Below are 15,639 nucleotides of genomic sequence, written 5' to 3' on the forward strand. Positions count from 1 at the left end.
CATGGGCGAACACATCATCAAGCTGCCCGATGTCGGCGAAGGCGTCGCCGAGGCCGAGCTCGTCGAGTGGCACGTCAAGATCGGCGACATCGTGCGCGAGGACACCGTGCTTGCCGCCGTGATGACCGACAAGGCGACGGTCGAGATTCCGTCCCCCGTCGATGGCGAGATCCTGTGGCTGGGCGCCGAGATCGGCGACACGGTGGCGATCGGCTCGCCGATCGTGCGGCTCAAGGTGGTGGGCGAGGGCAATGTGAGGGGTGGCGCCAAGGCCGAGGGGGCGACCGAGCCTCCGGCCAAGCTTCCAACCCCGAAACCCGAGACCGCCGCGCCGGCCGCGAAGACCCCGGCAAAGGCCAGCGCTGCGGAGATGAAGCCCGCCCCGGCCGCATCGAAAAGCGCTGGCGTTTCGAAGAGCGCTGGGCAGACGTCCGGCGCGCCGCGCCCCGAAGGTGAAAAACCGCTGGCGTCGCCGGCCGTACGCCTGCGGGCGAAAGAGGCTGGCATCGATCTCAGGCAAGTCGCGGGAAGCGGCCCGGCCGGCCGCATCGGCCATGACGATATCGAGGCGTTCCTGGCGCGCGGACCGCAGGTCGCCAAGACCTCGGGTCTCGCCCGCAACGACGGGGTCGAGGACATCAAGGTTGTTGGTCTCAGGCGCAAGATCGCCGAGAAGATGACGCTGTCCAAGTCACGCATCCCGCACATCACCTATGTCGAGGAGATCGACGTCACCGCGCTCGAGGATTTGCGTGCCGCGCTCAACAAGGAAAAGCGTCAGGACAGGCCGAAGCTGACGCTGCTGCCGTTTTTGATGCGGGCGATGGTCAAGGCGATCGCTGACCAGCCCCAGCTCAATTCGCTGTTCGACGACGAGGCCGGCATCATCCACCAGCATGGCGGCATCCATATCGGCATTGCCGCGCAGACGCCGTCGGGGCTGGTGGTGCCTGTGGTCAAGCATGCCGAGGCGCGAGACATCTGGGATTGCGGGGCCGAGGTTATCAGGCTGGCGGAAGCGGCCAAGTCCGGCACGGCGACACGCGACGAGCTGTCCGGCTCGACCATCACCATCACCTCGCTCGGCGCCATGGGCGGCATCGCGACGACGCCGGTCATCAACCATCCGGAAGTGGCGATCATCGGCGTCAACAAGATGATGGTGCGGCCGGTGTGGGACGGCACCCAGTTCATTCCACGCAAGATGATGAACCTGTCGTCGAGCTTCGACCATCGCGTGATCGACGGCTGGGACGCGGCGGTGTTCGTGCAGCGGATCAAGGCGCTGCTGGAAACGCCGGCGCTGATTTTTGTGGATTGAGGGGATGCGGTTGATCAAGACGGCTCGTCGGAAGTTGTCGGCGCCGGGGGATGTGCTCCCCCTTCTCCCCATGTGGGAGAAGGTGTCGCCGAAGGCGACGGATGAGGGGTGTTCCAGGGAACGCCGACCTCTCACTCCGCTGGAACACCCCTCATCCGTCTCGGCGCTGACGCGCCGATCCACCTTCCCCCACAAGGGGGGAAGGAAGGGCTGCGACGCGGCCTTCGCCGAAAGGAAGCAGTCGACATGAAAGAAATCTCCTGCAAGCTGCTCGTCATCGGCGCCGGTCCGGGCGGCTACATCTGCGCCATCCGCGCCGGCCAGCTCGGCGTCGACACCGTCATCGTCGAAGCCGGCAAGCCTGGCGGCACCTGCCTCAATGTCGGCTGCATTCCGTCCAAGGCGCTGATCCACGCGGCGGAAGAATTCGAGAAGGTCGCGCGCATGGCCGGCGGCAAGAGCCCGCTCGGCATTTCGGTCTCGGCACCCGTGCTCGATCTCGGCAAAACCGTCGCCTGGAAGGACGGTATTGTCAGCCGGCTCAACAGCGGCGTCGCCGGCCTGTTGAAGAAGGCCGGCGTGAAGACCGTGCATGGCTGGGCGACGTTCCGTGACGGCAAGACCGTGGAGGTCGAGACCGAGATGGGAAGCCAGGTGATCCGGGCCGAGACGATCGTCATCGCAACCGGCTCGGCGCCGGTCGAATTGTCGTTCCTGCCCTTTGGCGGGCCAGTGATCTCGTCCACCGATGCGCTGGCTTTAAGCGATGTGCCCAAGAAGCTTGCCGTTGTCGGTGGCGGTTATATCGGGCTGGAACTCGGCATGGCCTTCGCCAAGATGGGGGCGAAGGTGACCGTGGTCGAAGCCCTGCCGCGTGTGTTGGCGCAGTATGATGCCGAGCTGACCCGGCCGGTCGTCAAGCGACTCGCCGCGCTCGGCATCGAGGTGATGCTGGGTGCCAAGGCCAAGGGGCTGTCGACAAAAGGCGACGCGCTGCTGGTCGAAACAGCGGACGGCAAGAGCGTCAAGGTAGCCGCCGACAAGATCCTGGTGACGGTCGGGCGCAGGCCGGTGACCGAAGGCTGGGGGCTCGACCAGATCGACCTCGACAGAGCGGGAAAGTTCATCAAGATCGATCAGCAGTGCCGCACCTCGATGCGCGGCATATTCGCCATCGGCGACGTCACCGGCGAGCCGATGCTGGCGCACCGGGCGATGGCGCAAGGCGAAATGGTCGCCGAAATCGTCGCCGGCCACAAGCGCAGCTGGGACAAGCGCTCGATCCCCGCCGTCTGTTTTACCGATCCCGAACTGGTGACATCAGGGCTGTCGCCGGACGAGGCGAAAGCGCTTGGCGGCGAGATCAAGATCGGCCTGTTCCCGTTCGCCGCCAATGGGCGGGCGATGACCAAGCTCGGCGAGGATGGGTTCGTTCGCGTCGTGGCGCGTGCGGACAACCATCTGGTGCTCGGCATCCAGGCGGTCGGGCAGGGCGTGTCGGAACTGTCGGCGGCGTTCGGGCTGGCGCTGGAAATGGGCGCGCGGCTGGAGGATATCGCCGGCACCATCCATGCGCATCCGACGCAGGGCGAGGGGTTCCAGGAAGCGGCGCTGAAGGCGCTCGGGCACGCGCTGCATATTTGAGGGAGTGATCTCCCCCCTCGAGGGGGAGATGGCCGGCAGGCCAGAGGGGGTCGGTTCGACTGGACGCGACCCTCTTGCGACAGAAGGAAGTTGGCGCCTCACGTGCGGCGACCCCCTCTGTCGTCTTCGGCGACATCTCCCCCTCAAGGGGGGAGATTAGGCGCTCAGCTCGCGAGCCGGCTTACCATCTCGTGCTGCGCGTAGGCGCGGCCGAAACGGTTGGCGAGGAAAGCATCGAGCGCGATGTCTTCCTGCCTGACGAAGCCGGTCGCCGGCAGGCTGCCGTCGGCCAGCATGTCGAGCACGGCGCAGATGCCCGACGCGGTGGTGATCTGGATGGCGCTGCGGACCTGGTTGCCGATGCGCTGCGAATAGATCTTGTTGGCGTAGGTCTCCTGCAAAAGGCGGCCGTTGCGGCGGCCGGAGACGGTGACGAAGACGATGACGACGTCCTGCAGCGTCGCCGGCAGGGCGCTTTCAAAAATGTCCTTCAGCACGTCGCGGCGGTGGCGCAGGCCAAGGTCGTTGAGTAGCGCCTTCATGATCGCGGCGTGGCCGGGATAGCGGATGGTGCGATAGTTCAGCGTGCGCACCTTGCCCTTCAGTGTCTCGGCCAAAGTGCCGAGCCCACCCGAGGTGTTGAACGCCTCATAGGTGACGCCGTCGAGCGAGAATTCCTCGCGCTCTTCCAGCGGCGGCACTTCGATCAGCTCGCCCTCGACGATCGCTTCGCAGGGCTCGCAATATTCGTTGATGACGCCGTCGGTGCTCCAGGTCAGATTGTAGTTCAGGGCATTGGACGGGTATTGCGGCAGCGCGCCGACGCGCATGCGCACGCTTTCCAGCGTGTCGAAGCGGCTGGCGAGATCATTGGCGACGATCGAGATGAAGCCCGGCGCCAGCCCGCATTGCGGGATGAAGGCGCTTTTGCCCGAACGCGCCAGCTCCTTGACGCGGCGGGTCGAGACGACATCCTCGGTGAGGTCGAGATAGTGGACGCCGGCGCGGGCCGCAGCCTCGGCGATGCGCGTGGTAAGATGGAAGGGGGCGGCGCTGAGCACGGCGAACTTGCCGGCCAATGCTGCCTCAAGGGTGCCGACGGCCGCGATGTCGAGTTCGAGCGTCTCGACGCCGGCGGGCACTTCGGCCGCGGCAAGCTGGGCCGCCGAGCGGTCGACGAGGGTGACGCGGTAGTCGCCCGTTACGGCAAGCATGCCGGCGATGGTCGAGCCGATCTTGCCAGCGCCGACGATAATGATGTTGTTCATGATCAAATATCCCTGCCAAATTTCGATTTGACAGGATTCATCGCAGCTTGCCTGTCGAAAGGAAGCGTGAAATCTGGCAGAATGAACCCTATCTTTAACGGATCCGCCGAAAGGTTCCGTCGAAATGCTCAGTGAAGCCGAACAGGCGCTGCTTTCCCTGCTGCGTTCCAACGCCCGCGCCTCGACGGCCGAGCTGGCGAGGCAGCTCGGCGTATCGCGCACGACGGTGCAGAGCCGGATCGAGCGGCTGGAACAGCGCGGCATCATATCAGGCTATGGCGTCAAACTGTCCGCGGACTATGAGCAGGGGCTGGTCAAGGCGCATGTGCTGCTCACTGTGACGCCCAAGCTTGCCGACAAGGTGGTGCGGGCTTTGCAGGCGTTGCCGCCGGTGCGGACGCTGCACTCCGTCAGCGGCAATTTCGACATGATCGTCATCGTCGACGCACCGTCGATCCGCGACCTCGACGCGCTGCTCGACCAGATCGGCGCCATGGATGGAGTCGAGCGGACCGCGTCGTCGATCATCCTGTCGACGCGCATAGACAGATGAGACCGGCTTCGGACCCGGCGGATTGCGCAGGTCCGAATCGATACCGATCCGGCCGGGGGTACTTACAAATTTGTAAGAAACCGGCAAATCTCCCGTATGTTCATGGGCGCATTGTGCTGCGCGGGCCGTTGATGACTATAGTCGACGAAAGTCGAAAGCCCGTCCAAAAGAATCATAATTATTGTTCTTGGTTCGGTTTTCACAAATGCTGTACAGAATTCACTCCGCCAGTTTGAGCAAACTGGCCTTGGTCGCCACTTCCCTGGTGACTTTTACCCTCGTTTTATTGTCGACCGTTGTGTCCGGCTATGGGTTTGCGGCCGATGAGCGCTGGCACATGCTGTGGATGTGGTAGACAGGATGCGGGCTTTCCAGGCGTCGGCCGCCAACTACGGTCCGACGGCCGGTTCGCCGGACGTGGCGGAGACAGGGATAGCCAAAGGCCTTTTTGGCTGGTCCTCCGGGCAAGGCCTTGCACCCGCCTCTCCGGTTTTGCAGATGCTCTTCCTGGTCGGAGCGTTCCTGATCTTCAGGATAGGGCTTGCGTCGGTCATCCCACTGTCGATCGACGAAGCCTATGCGGTGGTGGTGTCGCGCAGCCATTCGCTATCCTATTTCGATCATCCGCCGCTCGGCTTCGCGCTTGCCCGCTTCATGGCGGATATGTCCGGCTGCGAATGCCGGCTTGTGGTGAGGCTTCCCTATGTCTTGCTCGGCTCTGCGTCGGCGCTGTTGCTGTTTGCGCTGACGAGATACACCTATGGCGTCACTGCCGCATTCTGGGCCGTGGCCTGGTACAGCGTCGCGCCGTTCTTTCTCATATCGGCCGGCCATTTCGTCGTTCCCGACGGGCCGCTCGATTTCTTTCTGCTGGCAACCGCTTGCCTGGCCGTGCCGATGCTTTTCGGTGCAGAGCCGCGCTTCGCGTTCCTGCGCTGGTGCGCGGCCGGCGTGGCGCTCGGGTTGGCACTGATGTCGAAATATCAGGCCGGTCTGTTTTGCCTTTCCGCCCTGCTAGTGCTGCTGTTGACGAAATCTGGCCGGGACCAGCTGCGGACTGCCGGGCCATGGATGGCCGGCGCCATCGCTGCACTTGGCCTGCTGCCGGTCGTTCTGTGGAACATGGACCATGACTGGATCTCGCTGGCGTTCCAATCCGGGCGGGGTACGGCCAATGCCGGCTATCTCCTGCATCCCGGCAATCTCGCCGTCACGTTGCTCGGCCAGGCGCTGTATGTTTGGCCGCCGCTCTGGGCGGTCGCCATGGCGTGCCTGTGGCGAGGCGCCTCGGGCGACACGGAGGCCGGTCGCCTCTTCGTGCTGCTTTCGGCGCCTTCCATCATATTCTTCGATCTGATCGCCCTGTTCAGCGCCCACTCGCTGCCGCACTGGTCGATGAGTGGCTTCCTGTTGGCCTTTCCGCTCGTCGGTCAATGGTGCGGCGCATTCTCATTGCGCAGGCCAAGACTGCTCGTGGTGTCCATTGTCGTCGCCGCTGTCGTCGTTCCGCTTCTGGCCACCGGGTTTGCGGTGCAGGCGACAACCGCCGCATTGACCAGGCCATTCTTCCAGAGTGCGCCGAAGTTCGACGTCAACTGGCAGCTCGTCGACTGGTCCGCACTGACGGACAGCAAGGTCGCCGACGAGATCAGGCGCGCCAACGGATATGTCGTTGCCTCGAACTGGATGCAGGCGGCAAAGCTGTCCTACGAGCTTGGCCCGAACATTCCGATCGAGGTGCTTCCCGGCGACCCGCGTCATTTCCAGTTCATGGACAACGGGCCCCTTGCCGGCCGAAACACCGGCTTTTTCATTGCCGCCCTGAGTTTCAGCGACGAGGCTGCTCATGAACAGGACTATCGCGTCAGTCTCGGCGGCCTGTTCGTCGTCGACGGCGACGCCCGGCACATAACGCAGCGGCTCTCCGGATTTCCGGTCTTCGACATGTTGGTCCTGCCGGTGAAACCCGCGCGGCCGCCGCTCCCCAAGGCCGACGTCCAGCCGGCTGAAGGCGTGAAACTGCCATGAACCACGCGGCCTCCCAGCATGGCGCCGTGGCGCTTGCAACGGACAGCGCATTTCCCGTCGCGGCCCGGCATGGCGGCCCGGAATTGACGCTCGTGGTTCCGACACTGAACGAGCGCGCCAATATCGGCCTGCTGGTGGCGCGGCTGCGGCAATCGCTGGCACGCATCGACTGGGAAGTGGTCTTTGTCGACGACGATTCGAAGGATGGCACGATCCTGGCGGTTCGTGACATTGCGGCAGGCGATCATCGCGTTCGCGGCATCCGGCGTATTGCCAGGCGCGGTCTTGCCGGTGCCTGCCTCGAGGGCATCCTGTCGAGCTCGGCACCAATCGTCGCCGTGATGGACGGAGACCTGCAGCATGACGAAACCTGTCTGTCCGCCATGTTCGCGATCCTGCGGCGTGGCGAAGCCGATCTGGTGATTGCCAGCCGTTACCAGGGCGATGGCAGTGCCCTTGGCGGATTTAGCAGGCTGCGGTCGAGCATTAGCCGGCTGGCGACGCGTCTTGCGCGCCTGCTTCTGAGAACGCCGGTCGATGATCCGATGAGCGGGTTCTTCATGTTGCGCAGGGAAATCGTTGACGCGGTGGCCCCGCGACTGTCGCGGCAAGGGTTCAAGATCCTGCTCGACATTGTCGCGTCTTCGCCAGCCACCATCAGGATCAAGGAAATTCCCTACGTGTTTGGCCCGCGCCTGCACGGACAGAGCAAGCTCGACTCCCTGGTCGCGCTTGAATATGCCGGTCTGCTGGTCGCGAAAATGTCGGGAGACCTGATTTCGACGCGCTTCCTTGCCTTTGGCCTGGTCGGATCCGCCGGCGTTGCCGTCCATCTCGGGGTCCTGCATGCGTTGCTGCCGCACGGACTGTCCTTTGCCGTCGCCCAGACAGTCGCCATGTTCACCGCGATGGCCTTCAACTACACGCTGAACAACAGCTTCACCTATCGCGACCAGCGCCGTCGCGGCTGGCGATTCTTGACCGGCTTGCTGATGTTCGCGGCGCTGTGCAGCTTTGGCGTCGTGGCAGGTGTCGGCGTGTCGACGCTTCTCTATAGCAGCCACTCACGCTGGTGGGTCGCCGGCCTTGCCGGCGCTGTCGTCGGCTCTGCGTGGAACTACATCACCAATTCCGCCATCACCTGGCGCCGCCAATAGACCGGTTCACCGTTTCACGGAAACGCATAACCTCTCTATTTCTTTTGTTCCACACAAGTCGGACGGAAAACCATCACGCACTTTCCAGGACTTGCTCTGACCGAGGCCAACCACGCATGCTCAAACTCGACGCCGCGCTGACTGCCTGGACCAACACATGGGCCGGACACGCTCCGATGCTCGATACCGTGATGATTGGCATATCGACGGCAGGCGTGCCTCTGCTCGTGCTGGCCGTGGTGTCGCAGTGGTGGCTGTCGCGCGCCGATCCGGCCATCCGTCATGTCTTGATAGCGGCCGGCACGTCGTTTCTTCTGGGGCTTGGCATCAACCAGCTGATCTTGCTGTTCGTGCAAAGGGCCCGCCCCTACGAAGCAGATGTCACGCATCTGATCATCGATAGAACCGTCGACTTCTCGTTCCCCTCAGACCACGCGACGGCAAGCTTCGCCATCGCGGCGGCCTTTGTCGTCCACGGGCTCTCGCGGCGTGGGTTTGGCTTCCTTGCGGCCGCGCTGCTGATTGGATTGTCGCGTGTCTATCTCGGGACCCACTATGTCAGCGATGTTCTGGGCGGCGCCATGACCGGCTTTCTGGCCGCAGCGCTGGTGCGCCTTGCGTATCGGGAAAACACCCGGCTCGATCGCCTGATTACCCGAATATTTTGACGAAGTCGGCGCGGATGACCCGCCGGTAGTTGCCATCGCTACCGGCGCGCCTCAGATCTTGCGTAGTGTTCGTCTATTTGGCGGGCTGGATGCTCGACACCAGCGATTTGCCTGACTTAGTCGAATAGGTGACGACGACCTTCTGGCCGGCCTTCAGCGTCTCGACCTCGATGCCTTCCGGCAGCTTCAGCGTCTTGCCATCGGCCAGCGTAATGGCGTCGCCCTTGGCATCGACACTGACGATGGTGCTGGTGACCGTCCTGGCAAAGGCCGCGGTCGACATCGCGGTCGCCAGCACGGTTGTGGCGACGATGACGAGTTTCTTCATGGTCTTTTCTCCTGATGTTGGTCGGGGTGCCGAACTGCTCCGGCATCGATATGGCCGCGACGCCTGCAGTCGCCAACCCGCTTCCCTCGGGATCGAGAGAAGATCAGGGATCATAACGTGCCGAGTTCTTGAGCGGCTTGCCGTGCCCTTACGGATGAGTAAGACCAGCGGACGGAGAGCCCTCCACTTTGCCGGCTACTCCGTCGCTATGGGAAAGCTCACCATCACGGCGAGGCCGGGCCCGGAGTCCTCAAGGGCAATGGTTGCGCCGTGCAGATCGGCGATGGCCCTGACCAGGCTCAGCCCGAGGCCGTTGCCCGGCGTCGAGCGGCTGTGGTCCAGCCGGTAGAGTCGCTGAAACACTTTTTCGCGTTCGTCGGCTGGAATGCCCGGTCCATTGTCGGCGACGCCGGCAAGGACACGATCGCCCTGGCGCTCCAGCGACAGTTTGATCGTCGCGCCGGGTGGGCAATGGCGCAGCGCGTTTTCGACCAGATTGGCGAACATCTGCGTCAAGAGTTCGCGATCTCCGTGGATCCGGTCCGCCGTTGCGTGCTGCGGCAGCGATGACAGCGACTTGCCGTCATCCTCGGCCACGTCGGCGTAGATCTCGGCGATGGTTTGCAGGATCAGGCCCAGATCGACATCGGTGAAGCGCGCCTTGCGCGCGCCGGCCTCGATTTGCGCAATGCGCAGCAGCGCGTCAAAGGTCTCGTTGATCTGATGGCCCTCGGCGCGCGCATCGGCCAGGTCGCCGGAAACGTCCTGATGCTGCCCGGCTTTGTCGGCCGCACCCTCCAGGATCATCTGCAGCCGGTTGAGTGGTGTCTTCAAATCATGCGCGATGTCGGCGCTGACCTGTTTCATGCCTTCGACCAGAGCCGACAGGCGGTCGAGCGCCGCGTTGACCTGGCTGGAGACGATGTCGATGTCGTCGCCCTTGCCGGTTAGCGGAATGCGGGCATCGAGCCTGCCATGTGACACATCGACCATGGTGGCGGCGATGCCATCGAGGCGGCGCTGGACGCGCGAGGCGAGCAGCGCGCCGCCGGTGACAGCCAGCCCGGTGATGATCAGCGTTGCCCAGCCGAAGCTCATCATCGCCACCGTTTCCAGTTCCTCCGTCTCGGACAGGCTGAAGGCGACGGTCAGATTGTTGCCGCCGACCGAACCGGAAAAGGCGCGATACTCCGTATCCGGAGGGACGCCGGGCAATATGGCGTCGAATGCCGAGAACCCGTCGGGAAGCCCGGCCGCGGTGAAGTTACCGGCCAGGTGGTTTCCGGTGGGGCCGGTCAGCGAAAACAGCTGTTCTTTCTTCGGGCTGAGCTTGGCGTGGCTTTCGATCGTGGCGACAAGGTCTTCCAGGTCGTTATCGGTATAGGTGGCGGCGACAACGGCGTAGGTTTCCTTGATGGTGTCGTCTAGGCGCTCGGCAAGATCGGCGCTCATCATCTGGTAGACGATGGCGCCCGACAGCACGAAGGCCAGCATGAACAGAAAGCCGAATGTCAGCGCGAGCCGGAACGGCGTGCTGCGCAGCAGGCGGGACCAGGTTCCGGTCATGGTGCGAGCGGAGTGTGCAGGCTGTAGCCGGTGTTGCGGATGGTGTGGATGAGCTGGGTCTCGAACGGCTTGTCGATCTTGGCCCGCAGCCGGCTGATATGGGTCTCGACGACACTGGTCTTGGGATCGAAATGAAAGTCCCAGACGCGCTCCAGAAGCATGGTGCGGGTGATGACGCGGCCTTCGCCCCGCATCAGCACCTCGAGTAGGCTGAATTCGCGTGGCTGCAGGTCGATCGGCTGGCCCTCCCGCGTGACGCGCCGCATGATGAGGTCCATTTCGAGGTCGCCGACCCGCAGAACCGTCTTCTGCTCCTGCGCCGCCGGCCGGCGGCCGAGCGCATGGATGCGGGCAAGCAGCTCGGAAAAGGCGAAGGGCTTGACCAGATAGTCGTCGCCGCCGGCCTCCAGCCCCTCGACGCGGTCGTCGATGCCGCCGATGGAGGTGAGGAAGATCGCCGGCGTGCGCACACCCGCGGCTCGGACCGCCTTGACCATTGACAGGCCGTCGAGACCCGGGAGCATGCGGTCGGCGATGATCACGTCGTAATTGTCCCGGGTCGCCGCGAAAAGCGCGTCATGGCCGTTGCGCAAGAGGTCGCAGACATGACCGGCCTCGGTCAGCCCCTTGACGATATAGTCCGCCGTCCTGTGGTCGTCCTCGACAAGAAGAAGTCGCATCGCTGTCCCGGTTGATCGCCGATATCGGGCACAGGCTATCACCGGCATGGGCCCTTTCCTAGGATGGTCGCAAGGCCAGCCAATCCTCCGGGGCGTGCCGCAGGTTCAGTCCGACTCCAGCAGGATCTCGTCGGCATCGCCGGCGGTTCTTTTCAATGTCATGTAGAGAACCAGGGCCGCGATGCAGCCGAGGAAGATCAGGCTGGTGAAGGTGGTGCCGAAGCCGAGGCCGCCATATTCGGTCGGCTGCGATAGAAAATCGCCGAAGGAGGCGCCGAGCGGCCGCGTCAGGATGTAGGCAAGCCAGAAGGCCAGGATGGCGTCCAGGTGGATGAGGTAATAGGCGAGCGCGATCCCCGCGATGACGCCGCCGAACATGAGGCCGGACGCGAGATAGCCCATGTCGAAGCTCTCGGCGACGAGATCGCCGGCGGCGGTGCCGAGCGAGAAGGTGAACAGGATCGCCAGCCAATAGAAGATTTCGCGTCTGGTCGTGAAGATGGTGTGGATCGACAGCGTCCGCTCACTGGCGTACCAGACCGCGAATGTCGCCGCGAGTGCGACCGAAAAGGCGATCGTCGTCGTCTGCAGGCGTACGCCGAAATTGTCGACGAGATTGTCGGTGATCAGTGTGCCGACGACGCTGATCAGCACCACCGCCAGCCAGTAGGCCCAGGGTACGTAGCGTTTCTGCGCGAACTGCAGGACGAGGGCGACGATCAGGACGCCGGTCATGATCAGCGAGGTGACGGTCAGCCCGAGCCCGAGGTTGACGGCGAGATAGTCGGCCGCCGTCTCGCCCATGGTGACCGCCATCAGCTTGATCAGCCAGAAATCGATGGCAACGTCCGGGACCCTGTTCTGGCTCGGTTCGGCAGGCTGCTTGTTGGTCGGGAGCATGGCTGATCCTGAGGTTGATGGTTACGGCGCGATGAAAGCGACTGCGACGGGTTCATGCGATCCGCCCTCTATTTCATGCATGTCATGTCTCAATCGCTGAACACCCTCGGGTGAGCACGAGGGTGCTTTGGACAGGAAGGACTACTTGCCCATGACTTTCATGCCCTGGGCGAAGAAGTCGTCGGCGCGCTTGTCGTCATCCGCGTTGCAGCGTTCGATGCCCTTGGTCTCCAGTTCCGAGACCTTGTTCTTGTCGGCGTCGTTGAGCTTGGCCGTAGCCTCCGCTGCGCGCAGTGCCTTCAGCGTCTCCTCGCAAGGCGCCGGCGCCGCGTAAACGGTGGAAATCGAGGCCGAGACAGCGAGGATGCCGACCGCGACGGCAAGTGCAAATCTTGTCATGAAACCATTCCCTGCATGATGGCGGCCCCATCTGATAAAGGCGGTCCGGCTGCGATAATTGAAGCGGGCCCCTAATTGGCGGGCCGGCATCTCAACGATAGGGAAGCGACTTCACTCCAGCCTGTCTGCCGGCATACAAATTCGTAAGAATAGACGCAGACGGCAGAAAAGGCCTTTACGAAGCGCGCGCGCGCGCAGATAGAAGCCACCGCCTTGCATCTGCCATCAATGGCGTGTCCCAGTGCCCAAGCCTGCAATCGGCCAGGAAAACACGAATGACCTATGCTTCCCTCAAGCCGGTTTCAAAGGCTTTCGTGCAGCGCAAGCGGCTGATTTTCGTGCGGGCGGCGGCGGTGCTGGCGGTGCTGCTGCTGTTCCTCACCAAGCCGGCACTCGCCGAGGGCTCAAACGGGCACGAAGCGCTCGAATTCTTCGGCTTCTGCCTGGTACTCGCCTGCGTCGCCGGCCGGCTCTGGAGCATCCTCTATGTCGGCGGCAAGAAGAACGAGGAGCTGGTTTCGACGGGGCCGTTCTCGATGAGCCAGAACCCGCTCTATTTCTTTTCGACGCTCGGGGCGGTCGGCATCGGTCTGCTCTACGGCTCGGCTTTCGCCGCCCTGGCGCTCGGCCTCGCCAGCTTCTTCATCTTCCGCGTCACGGCGCGCAAGGAAGCGGAATATCTGCTGGGCAAGTTCGGCCCCGCCTATCTTGCCTACATCAAAAGAACGCCAAGGTTCTGGCCGAACCCGCTGCTCTACCGCGACAATGACGAGCTGCAGTTCTCGACGCGGGCGCTGAAGCGCACCTTCTTCGACGGGCTCTATTTCCTCGCCATCTTCCCGGCCATCGAGCTGATTGAGTATTTCCGCGGGACGGGCCTGCTGTTCCCGGCCTTCATCACGCTCTACTGATCATTAAGGCCTGCTGCCGTTAAATCATGACGTTGCCGGAAGCCCGGCCGGTATTGGTTTGAACGGAGATGACGCCATGCCAGCTTCGCTGCTGACCGGCAGGGCCAGTGTGACAGTCTTCACAGCCGAAGATGCGTCCGCCTGGGCGGACCTGATGGCGGCGGTGCCGGCCGAGATCGGCGATCGCCTGGCCGCCCTGCAAAAATCTCCGGCGTCACCGGCGTGGCGCAATACAGCGACGGCGGCGCCGAGGCGATCGTGATCGGCCAGCGCCGGCCGGCGGCGGCGATGATGCGGATCGGCCTGTTCTGGTCCGCCGCCGGCTTCATCAGCGGCCCGCGCCTGCTGGAGGCGTTGGAGAAGGAGGCGCATGCGCAAGATGTGCTCTGCTTGCGCGCCGACGACGACACAGTGCTGCGCATCGGCGGCCAATGGGAGCGCCGCGACGGCTTTCTGCAGCGCTGGATCGGCATCGAGCCGATCCGCCGGCAGGAGCGCCTTCCGCCATCCTTGCCGCAGACCGCGGGCTTCACCTGCGGGCCATCGGCGCTGGCCATGGTGATGGCCGGCGTCGACCCGGCGTTGCGGCCGGACCGGGCGCTGGAGATCGAGCTCTGGCGTGAAGCCACCACCATCATCGGTCCGAGCGGGCCGGGCGGCTGCGATCCCTACGGCCTGGCGCTGGCGGCGCACCGGCGCGGGCTGCGGACCAAAGTGTTCATGAGTAGCACCGAGCCGATCTTCCTCGACCGCGCCGCCTCGGAGGAAAGGCGCGGGCTGATGCGCTTCGTGCAGGCCGGCTTCAAGCGCCGGATCGAAGCCGCATCATTGCCGATCGAGCCCCGCGCCTTTGCAGTCGAAGAAATCGCCCAGGCGCTCGATCGCGGCTTCTCGGCGCTGGTGCTGATCGATCAGGCACCGATGATGGGCTACACCTGCCCGCACTGGGTGCTCGTCCACGGCCATGGCGGCGGGGTCTATTTCCTCAACGACCCCTGGATCGAGCCGGACCGGCTCGAACAGATGATGGACGTTGTCGACCTGCCGGTGATGGCGGCAGAGCTCGACCGGATGGCCTGGTACGGCAATCCGGCCTACAGGGCGGCGGTGCTGGTTGGGCCGAACCCCGGGATCTAGGCTCCCAGCGGATACGGCATATACCCAACAAAGCCGGCTATCTTCCAGCTGCCTTCGACCTTCCTGCAGAAATACAGCGTCTGCCATTTCAGCCGGTCGACGCTGCCATCCGCCTTGGCAATGGTGCCGTCGAACTTCTTGTGCAGCACCGCGCGGTCGCCGTCGACATCGATGTCGCGCAGATTGGTGACGCGAAAAATCGCCTCGCGCAGCGGCTCGGCGAATTTGGTCGCCGCCGTCTCCTCGGCCTGGCGCAGCCATTCGTCGCGATAGATCTCCAGCCGTGGGAATTGCAGCCGCCAGCCGTCGGCGTTGGCGAGAAAATGCGCATGCATGCCGAAGAAGCTTTCGGCGATGAAATCATTTTCGACCATCGACCAGTCCTGGCCGATGAAGGCGTCGATGTCGCGCCGCACCAGCATCTCCCACAGCGCGTGGCGATCGGCGTCGCCTGACGGAAACGGGTTCTTGTCGAAGGTCATTCTCGGTTTCTCCGGTCTCGCGCAGGCATCGGTCCATCGCGGCTTGAAAGCCGCGCGGCCGGCGTGCACGATGCAAGCGCTCCTGTAATAAAGCAACACGAATTTCAAGGAATGAATGTTGCTTTCCAACAAGAGCCCTATCGGGGCCGCCCCGATCGCGGTAAATCTGCGCCGAAGCGGGCGCCGCCCCGGGGCCCTGTCGCGTAACGATCAGAGGAGGCATGCCTTGCCCAAGCAGACTTTTGGAACGTCACATGTGCCGCTGTCGCCCGCCGTGCGGGCCGGCGACTTTGTCTTTGTCTCGGGCCAGGTTCCGGTCGGCAGCGACGGCATCGTGGTCAAGGGCGGCATTACGGAACAGACGGAACAGGTGCTTGCCAATGTGAAGGCGGCGCTGGCGCTCGCCGGCTGCACGCTGGACGATGTGGTGAAGACCACGGTGTGGCTAGAGGAAGCGCGCGACTTCGGCCCTTTCAATGCGGTTTATGCCAGGCATTTTCCGAAGAACCCGCCGGCCCGCACCACGGTCGAATCGCGGCTGATGATCGATATCAAGATCGAGGTCGAGGCCGTCGCCTACCGGCCCGTCTAAGACAG

At 63.7% G+C, this 15,639-nt stretch carries 17 protein-coding genes; 10 read left to right on the plus strand and 7 right to left on the minus strand.

The window, feature by feature from the left end; translation table 11 throughout:
• Position 1 precedes the first annotated feature (1 nt).
• Both HGP13_RS04165 and lpdA read left to right on the plus strand, forming a co-directional pair.
• Positions 2-1,321, plus strand: coding sequence for a dihydrolipoamide acetyltransferase family protein (locus tag HGP13_RS04165; protein WP_172221897.1), 1,320 nt, complete (start codon positions 2-4; stop codon positions 1,319-1,321).
• Positions 1,322-1,567: 246 nt separating this feature from the next.
• Positions 1,568-2,965, plus strand: coding sequence for a dihydrolipoyl dehydrogenase (gene lpdA, locus HGP13_RS04170; RefSeq protein ID WP_172221900.1), 1,398 nt, complete (start codon positions 1,568-1,570; stop codon positions 2,963-2,965).
• Between the two features lie 164 nt (positions 2,966-3,129).
• On the opposite strand, the gene HGP13_RS04175 is transcribed toward lpdA, so the two are convergent.
• Entirely contained in the window at positions 3,130-4,233 is a 1,104-nt protein-coding gene (locus HGP13_RS04175) for a saccharopine dehydrogenase family protein (RefSeq protein ID WP_172221902.1), read from the minus strand.
• A gap of 124 nt (positions 4,234-4,357) precedes the next feature.
• Here HGP13_RS04175 and HGP13_RS04180 point away from each other — a divergent pair, with 124 nt between their 5' ends.
• The 4 genes from HGP13_RS04180 (at position 4,358) to HGP13_RS04195 (ending at position 8,639) form a co-directional block, all read left to right on the plus strand.
• Complete coding sequence (locus tag HGP13_RS04180) at positions 4,358-4,786, plus strand: Lrp/AsnC family transcriptional regulator (protein WP_172221905.1); 429 nt, start codon at positions 4,358-4,360, stop codon at positions 4,784-4,786.
• Between the two features lie 360 nt (positions 4,787-5,146).
• Positions 5,147-6,814, plus strand: a complete 1,668-nt coding sequence (locus HGP13_RS04185; RefSeq protein WP_172221908.1) for a glycosyltransferase family 39 protein — start codon at positions 5,147-5,149, stop codon at positions 6,812-6,814.
• The gene (locus HGP13_RS04190; RefSeq protein ID WP_172221911.1) at positions 6,811-7,971 is read left to right on the plus strand and encodes a glycosyltransferase; all 1,161 of its coding nucleotides are present in this window, start codon (positions 6,811-6,813) and stop codon (positions 7,969-7,971) included. Before HGP13_RS04185 ends, HGP13_RS04190 begins: the two co-directional genes overlap by 4 nt.
• A 116-nt stretch (positions 7,972-8,087) precedes the next feature.
• Positions 8,088-8,639 carry a phosphatase PAP2 family protein gene (locus tag HGP13_RS04195; RefSeq protein WP_172221914.1) on the plus strand — a complete coding sequence of 184 codons (552 nt, stop codon included), beginning with the start codon at positions 8,088-8,090 and terminating at the stop codon, positions 8,637-8,639.
• 73 nt (positions 8,640-8,712) lie between these two features.
• On the opposite strand, the gene HGP13_RS04200 is transcribed toward HGP13_RS04195, so the two are convergent.
• The 5 genes from HGP13_RS04200 to HGP13_RS04220 all read right to left on the minus strand — a co-directional run bounded on the left by HGP13_RS04200 (position 8,713) and on the right by HGP13_RS04220 (position 12,512).
• Positions 8,713-8,967 carry a DUF1344 domain-containing protein gene (locus HGP13_RS04200; RefSeq protein WP_172221917.1) on the minus strand — a complete coding sequence of 85 codons (255 nt, stop codon included), beginning with the start codon at positions 8,965-8,967 and terminating at the stop codon, positions 8,713-8,715.
• A gap of 195 nt (positions 8,968-9,162) precedes the next feature.
• Positions 9,163-10,533, minus strand: a complete 1,371-nt coding sequence (locus HGP13_RS04205; protein ID WP_172221920.1) for an ATP-binding protein — start codon at positions 10,531-10,533, stop codon at positions 9,163-9,165.
• Complete coding sequence (locus tag HGP13_RS04210) at positions 10,530-11,213, minus strand: winged helix-turn-helix domain-containing protein (protein WP_172221923.1); 684 nt, start codon at positions 11,211-11,213, stop codon at positions 10,530-10,532. The genes HGP13_RS04205 and HGP13_RS04210 overlap by 4 nt, the downstream gene beginning before the upstream one ends.
• A gap of 105 nt (positions 11,214-11,318) precedes the next feature.
• Positions 11,319-12,113, minus strand: coding sequence for a hypothetical protein (locus HGP13_RS04215; protein ID WP_172221926.1), 795 nt, complete (start codon positions 12,111-12,113; stop codon positions 11,319-11,321).
• Between the two features lie 141 nt (positions 12,114-12,254).
• A complete protein-coding gene (locus HGP13_RS04220; protein ID WP_172221929.1) occupies positions 12,255-12,512 on the minus strand; it encodes a hypothetical protein in 258 nt (85 codons plus the stop codon).
• 275 nt (positions 12,513-12,787) lie between these two features.
• Between HGP13_RS04220 and HGP13_RS04225 the strand changes: the two genes are divergently transcribed.
• From HGP13_RS04225 to HGP13_RS04230, 3 genes are all read left to right on the plus strand, one after another.
• The gene (locus tag HGP13_RS04225; RefSeq protein ID WP_172221932.1) at positions 12,788-13,423 is read left to right on the plus strand and encodes an isoprenylcysteine carboxylmethyltransferase family protein; all 636 of its coding nucleotides are present in this window, start codon (positions 12,788-12,790) and stop codon (positions 13,421-13,423) included.
• 76 nt (positions 13,424-13,499) lie between these two features.
• A complete protein-coding gene (locus tag HGP13_RS37730; RefSeq protein ID WP_246707272.1) occupies positions 13,500-13,685 on the plus strand; it encodes a hypothetical protein in 186 nt (61 codons plus the stop codon).
• Positions 13,646-14,560, plus strand: coding sequence for a peptidase C39 family protein (locus tag HGP13_RS04230; protein ID WP_246707273.1), 915 nt, complete (start codon positions 13,646-13,648; stop codon positions 14,558-14,560). The genes HGP13_RS37730 and HGP13_RS04230 overlap by 40 nt, the downstream gene beginning before the upstream one ends.
• Here HGP13_RS04230 and HGP13_RS04235 read toward each other — a convergent pair.
• Positions 14,557-15,042, minus strand: a complete 486-nt coding sequence (locus HGP13_RS04235; RefSeq protein WP_172221935.1) for a hypothetical protein — start codon at positions 15,040-15,042, stop codon at positions 14,557-14,559. The two genes, HGP13_RS04230 and HGP13_RS04235, sit on opposite strands and share 4 nt — an antisense overlap.
• A 226-nt stretch (positions 15,043-15,268) precedes the next feature.
• Between HGP13_RS04235 and HGP13_RS04240 the strand changes: the two genes are divergently transcribed.
• Positions 15,269-15,634 carry a RidA family protein gene (locus HGP13_RS04240; protein WP_172221938.1) on the plus strand — a complete coding sequence of 122 codons (366 nt, stop codon included), beginning with the start codon at positions 15,269-15,271 and terminating at the stop codon, positions 15,632-15,634.
• The last annotated feature ends 5 nt before the right edge of the window (positions 15,635-15,639 follow it).

The organism is Mesorhizobium sp. NZP2077 (genome assembly GCF_013170805.1).
In the GTDB taxonomy this organism is placed as follows: Bacteria; Pseudomonadota; Alphaproteobacteria; order Rhizobiales; family Rhizobiaceae; genus Mesorhizobium.

Bases quoted from the DNA above. Each gene is read 5' to 3' on its own strand.
- HGP13_RS04165 (WP_172221897.1), top strand. From the start codon at position 2: ATGGGCGAACACATCATCAAGCTGCCCGATGTCGGCGAAGGCGTCGCC.
- lpdA (WP_172221900.1), top strand. From the start codon at position 1,568: ATGAAAGAAATCTCCTGCAAGCTGCTCGTCATCGGCGCCGGTCCGGGC.
- HGP13_RS04175 (WP_172221902.1), bottom strand. From the start codon at position 4,233: ATGAACAACATCATTATCGTCGGCGCTGGCAAGATCGGCTCGACCATC.
- HGP13_RS04180 (WP_172221905.1), top strand. From the start codon at position 4,358: ATGCTCAGTGAAGCCGAACAGGCGCTGCTTTCCCTGCTGCGTTCCAAC.
- HGP13_RS04185 (WP_172221908.1), top strand. From the start codon at position 5,147: ATGCGGGCTTTCCAGGCGTCGGCCGCCAACTACGGTCCGACGGCCGGT.
- HGP13_RS04190 (WP_172221911.1), top strand. From the start codon at position 6,811: ATGAACCACGCGGCCTCCCAGCATGGCGCCGTGGCGCTTGCAACGGAC.
- HGP13_RS04195 (WP_172221914.1), top strand. From the start codon at position 8,088: ATGCTCAAACTCGACGCCGCGCTGACTGCCTGGACCAACACATGGGCC.
- HGP13_RS04200 (WP_172221917.1), bottom strand. From the start codon at position 8,967: ATGAAGAAACTCGTCATCGTCGCCACAACCGTGCTGGCGACCGCGATG.
- HGP13_RS04205 (WP_172221920.1), bottom strand. From the start codon at position 10,533: ATGACCGGAACCTGGTCCCGCCTGCTGCGCAGCACGCCGTTCCGGCTC.
- HGP13_RS04210 (WP_172221923.1), bottom strand. From the start codon at position 11,213: ATGCGACTTCTTCTTGTCGAGGACGACCACAGGACGGCGGACTATATC.
- HGP13_RS04215 (WP_172221926.1), bottom strand. From the start codon at position 12,113: ATGCTCCCGACCAACAAGCAGCCTGCCGAACCGAGCCAGAACAGGGTC.
- HGP13_RS04220 (WP_172221929.1), bottom strand. From the start codon at position 12,512: ATGACAAGATTTGCACTTGCCGTCGCGGTCGGCATCCTCGCTGTCTCG.
- HGP13_RS04225 (WP_172221932.1), top strand. From the start codon at position 12,788: ATGACCTATGCTTCCCTCAAGCCGGTTTCAAAGGCTTTCGTGCAGCGC.
- HGP13_RS37730 (WP_246707272.1), top strand. From the start codon at position 13,500: ATGCCAGCTTCGCTGCTGACCGGCAGGGCCAGTGTGACAGTCTTCACA.
- HGP13_RS04235 (WP_172221935.1), bottom strand. From the start codon at position 15,042: ATGACCTTCGACAAGAACCCGTTTCCGTCAGGCGACGCCGATCGCCAC.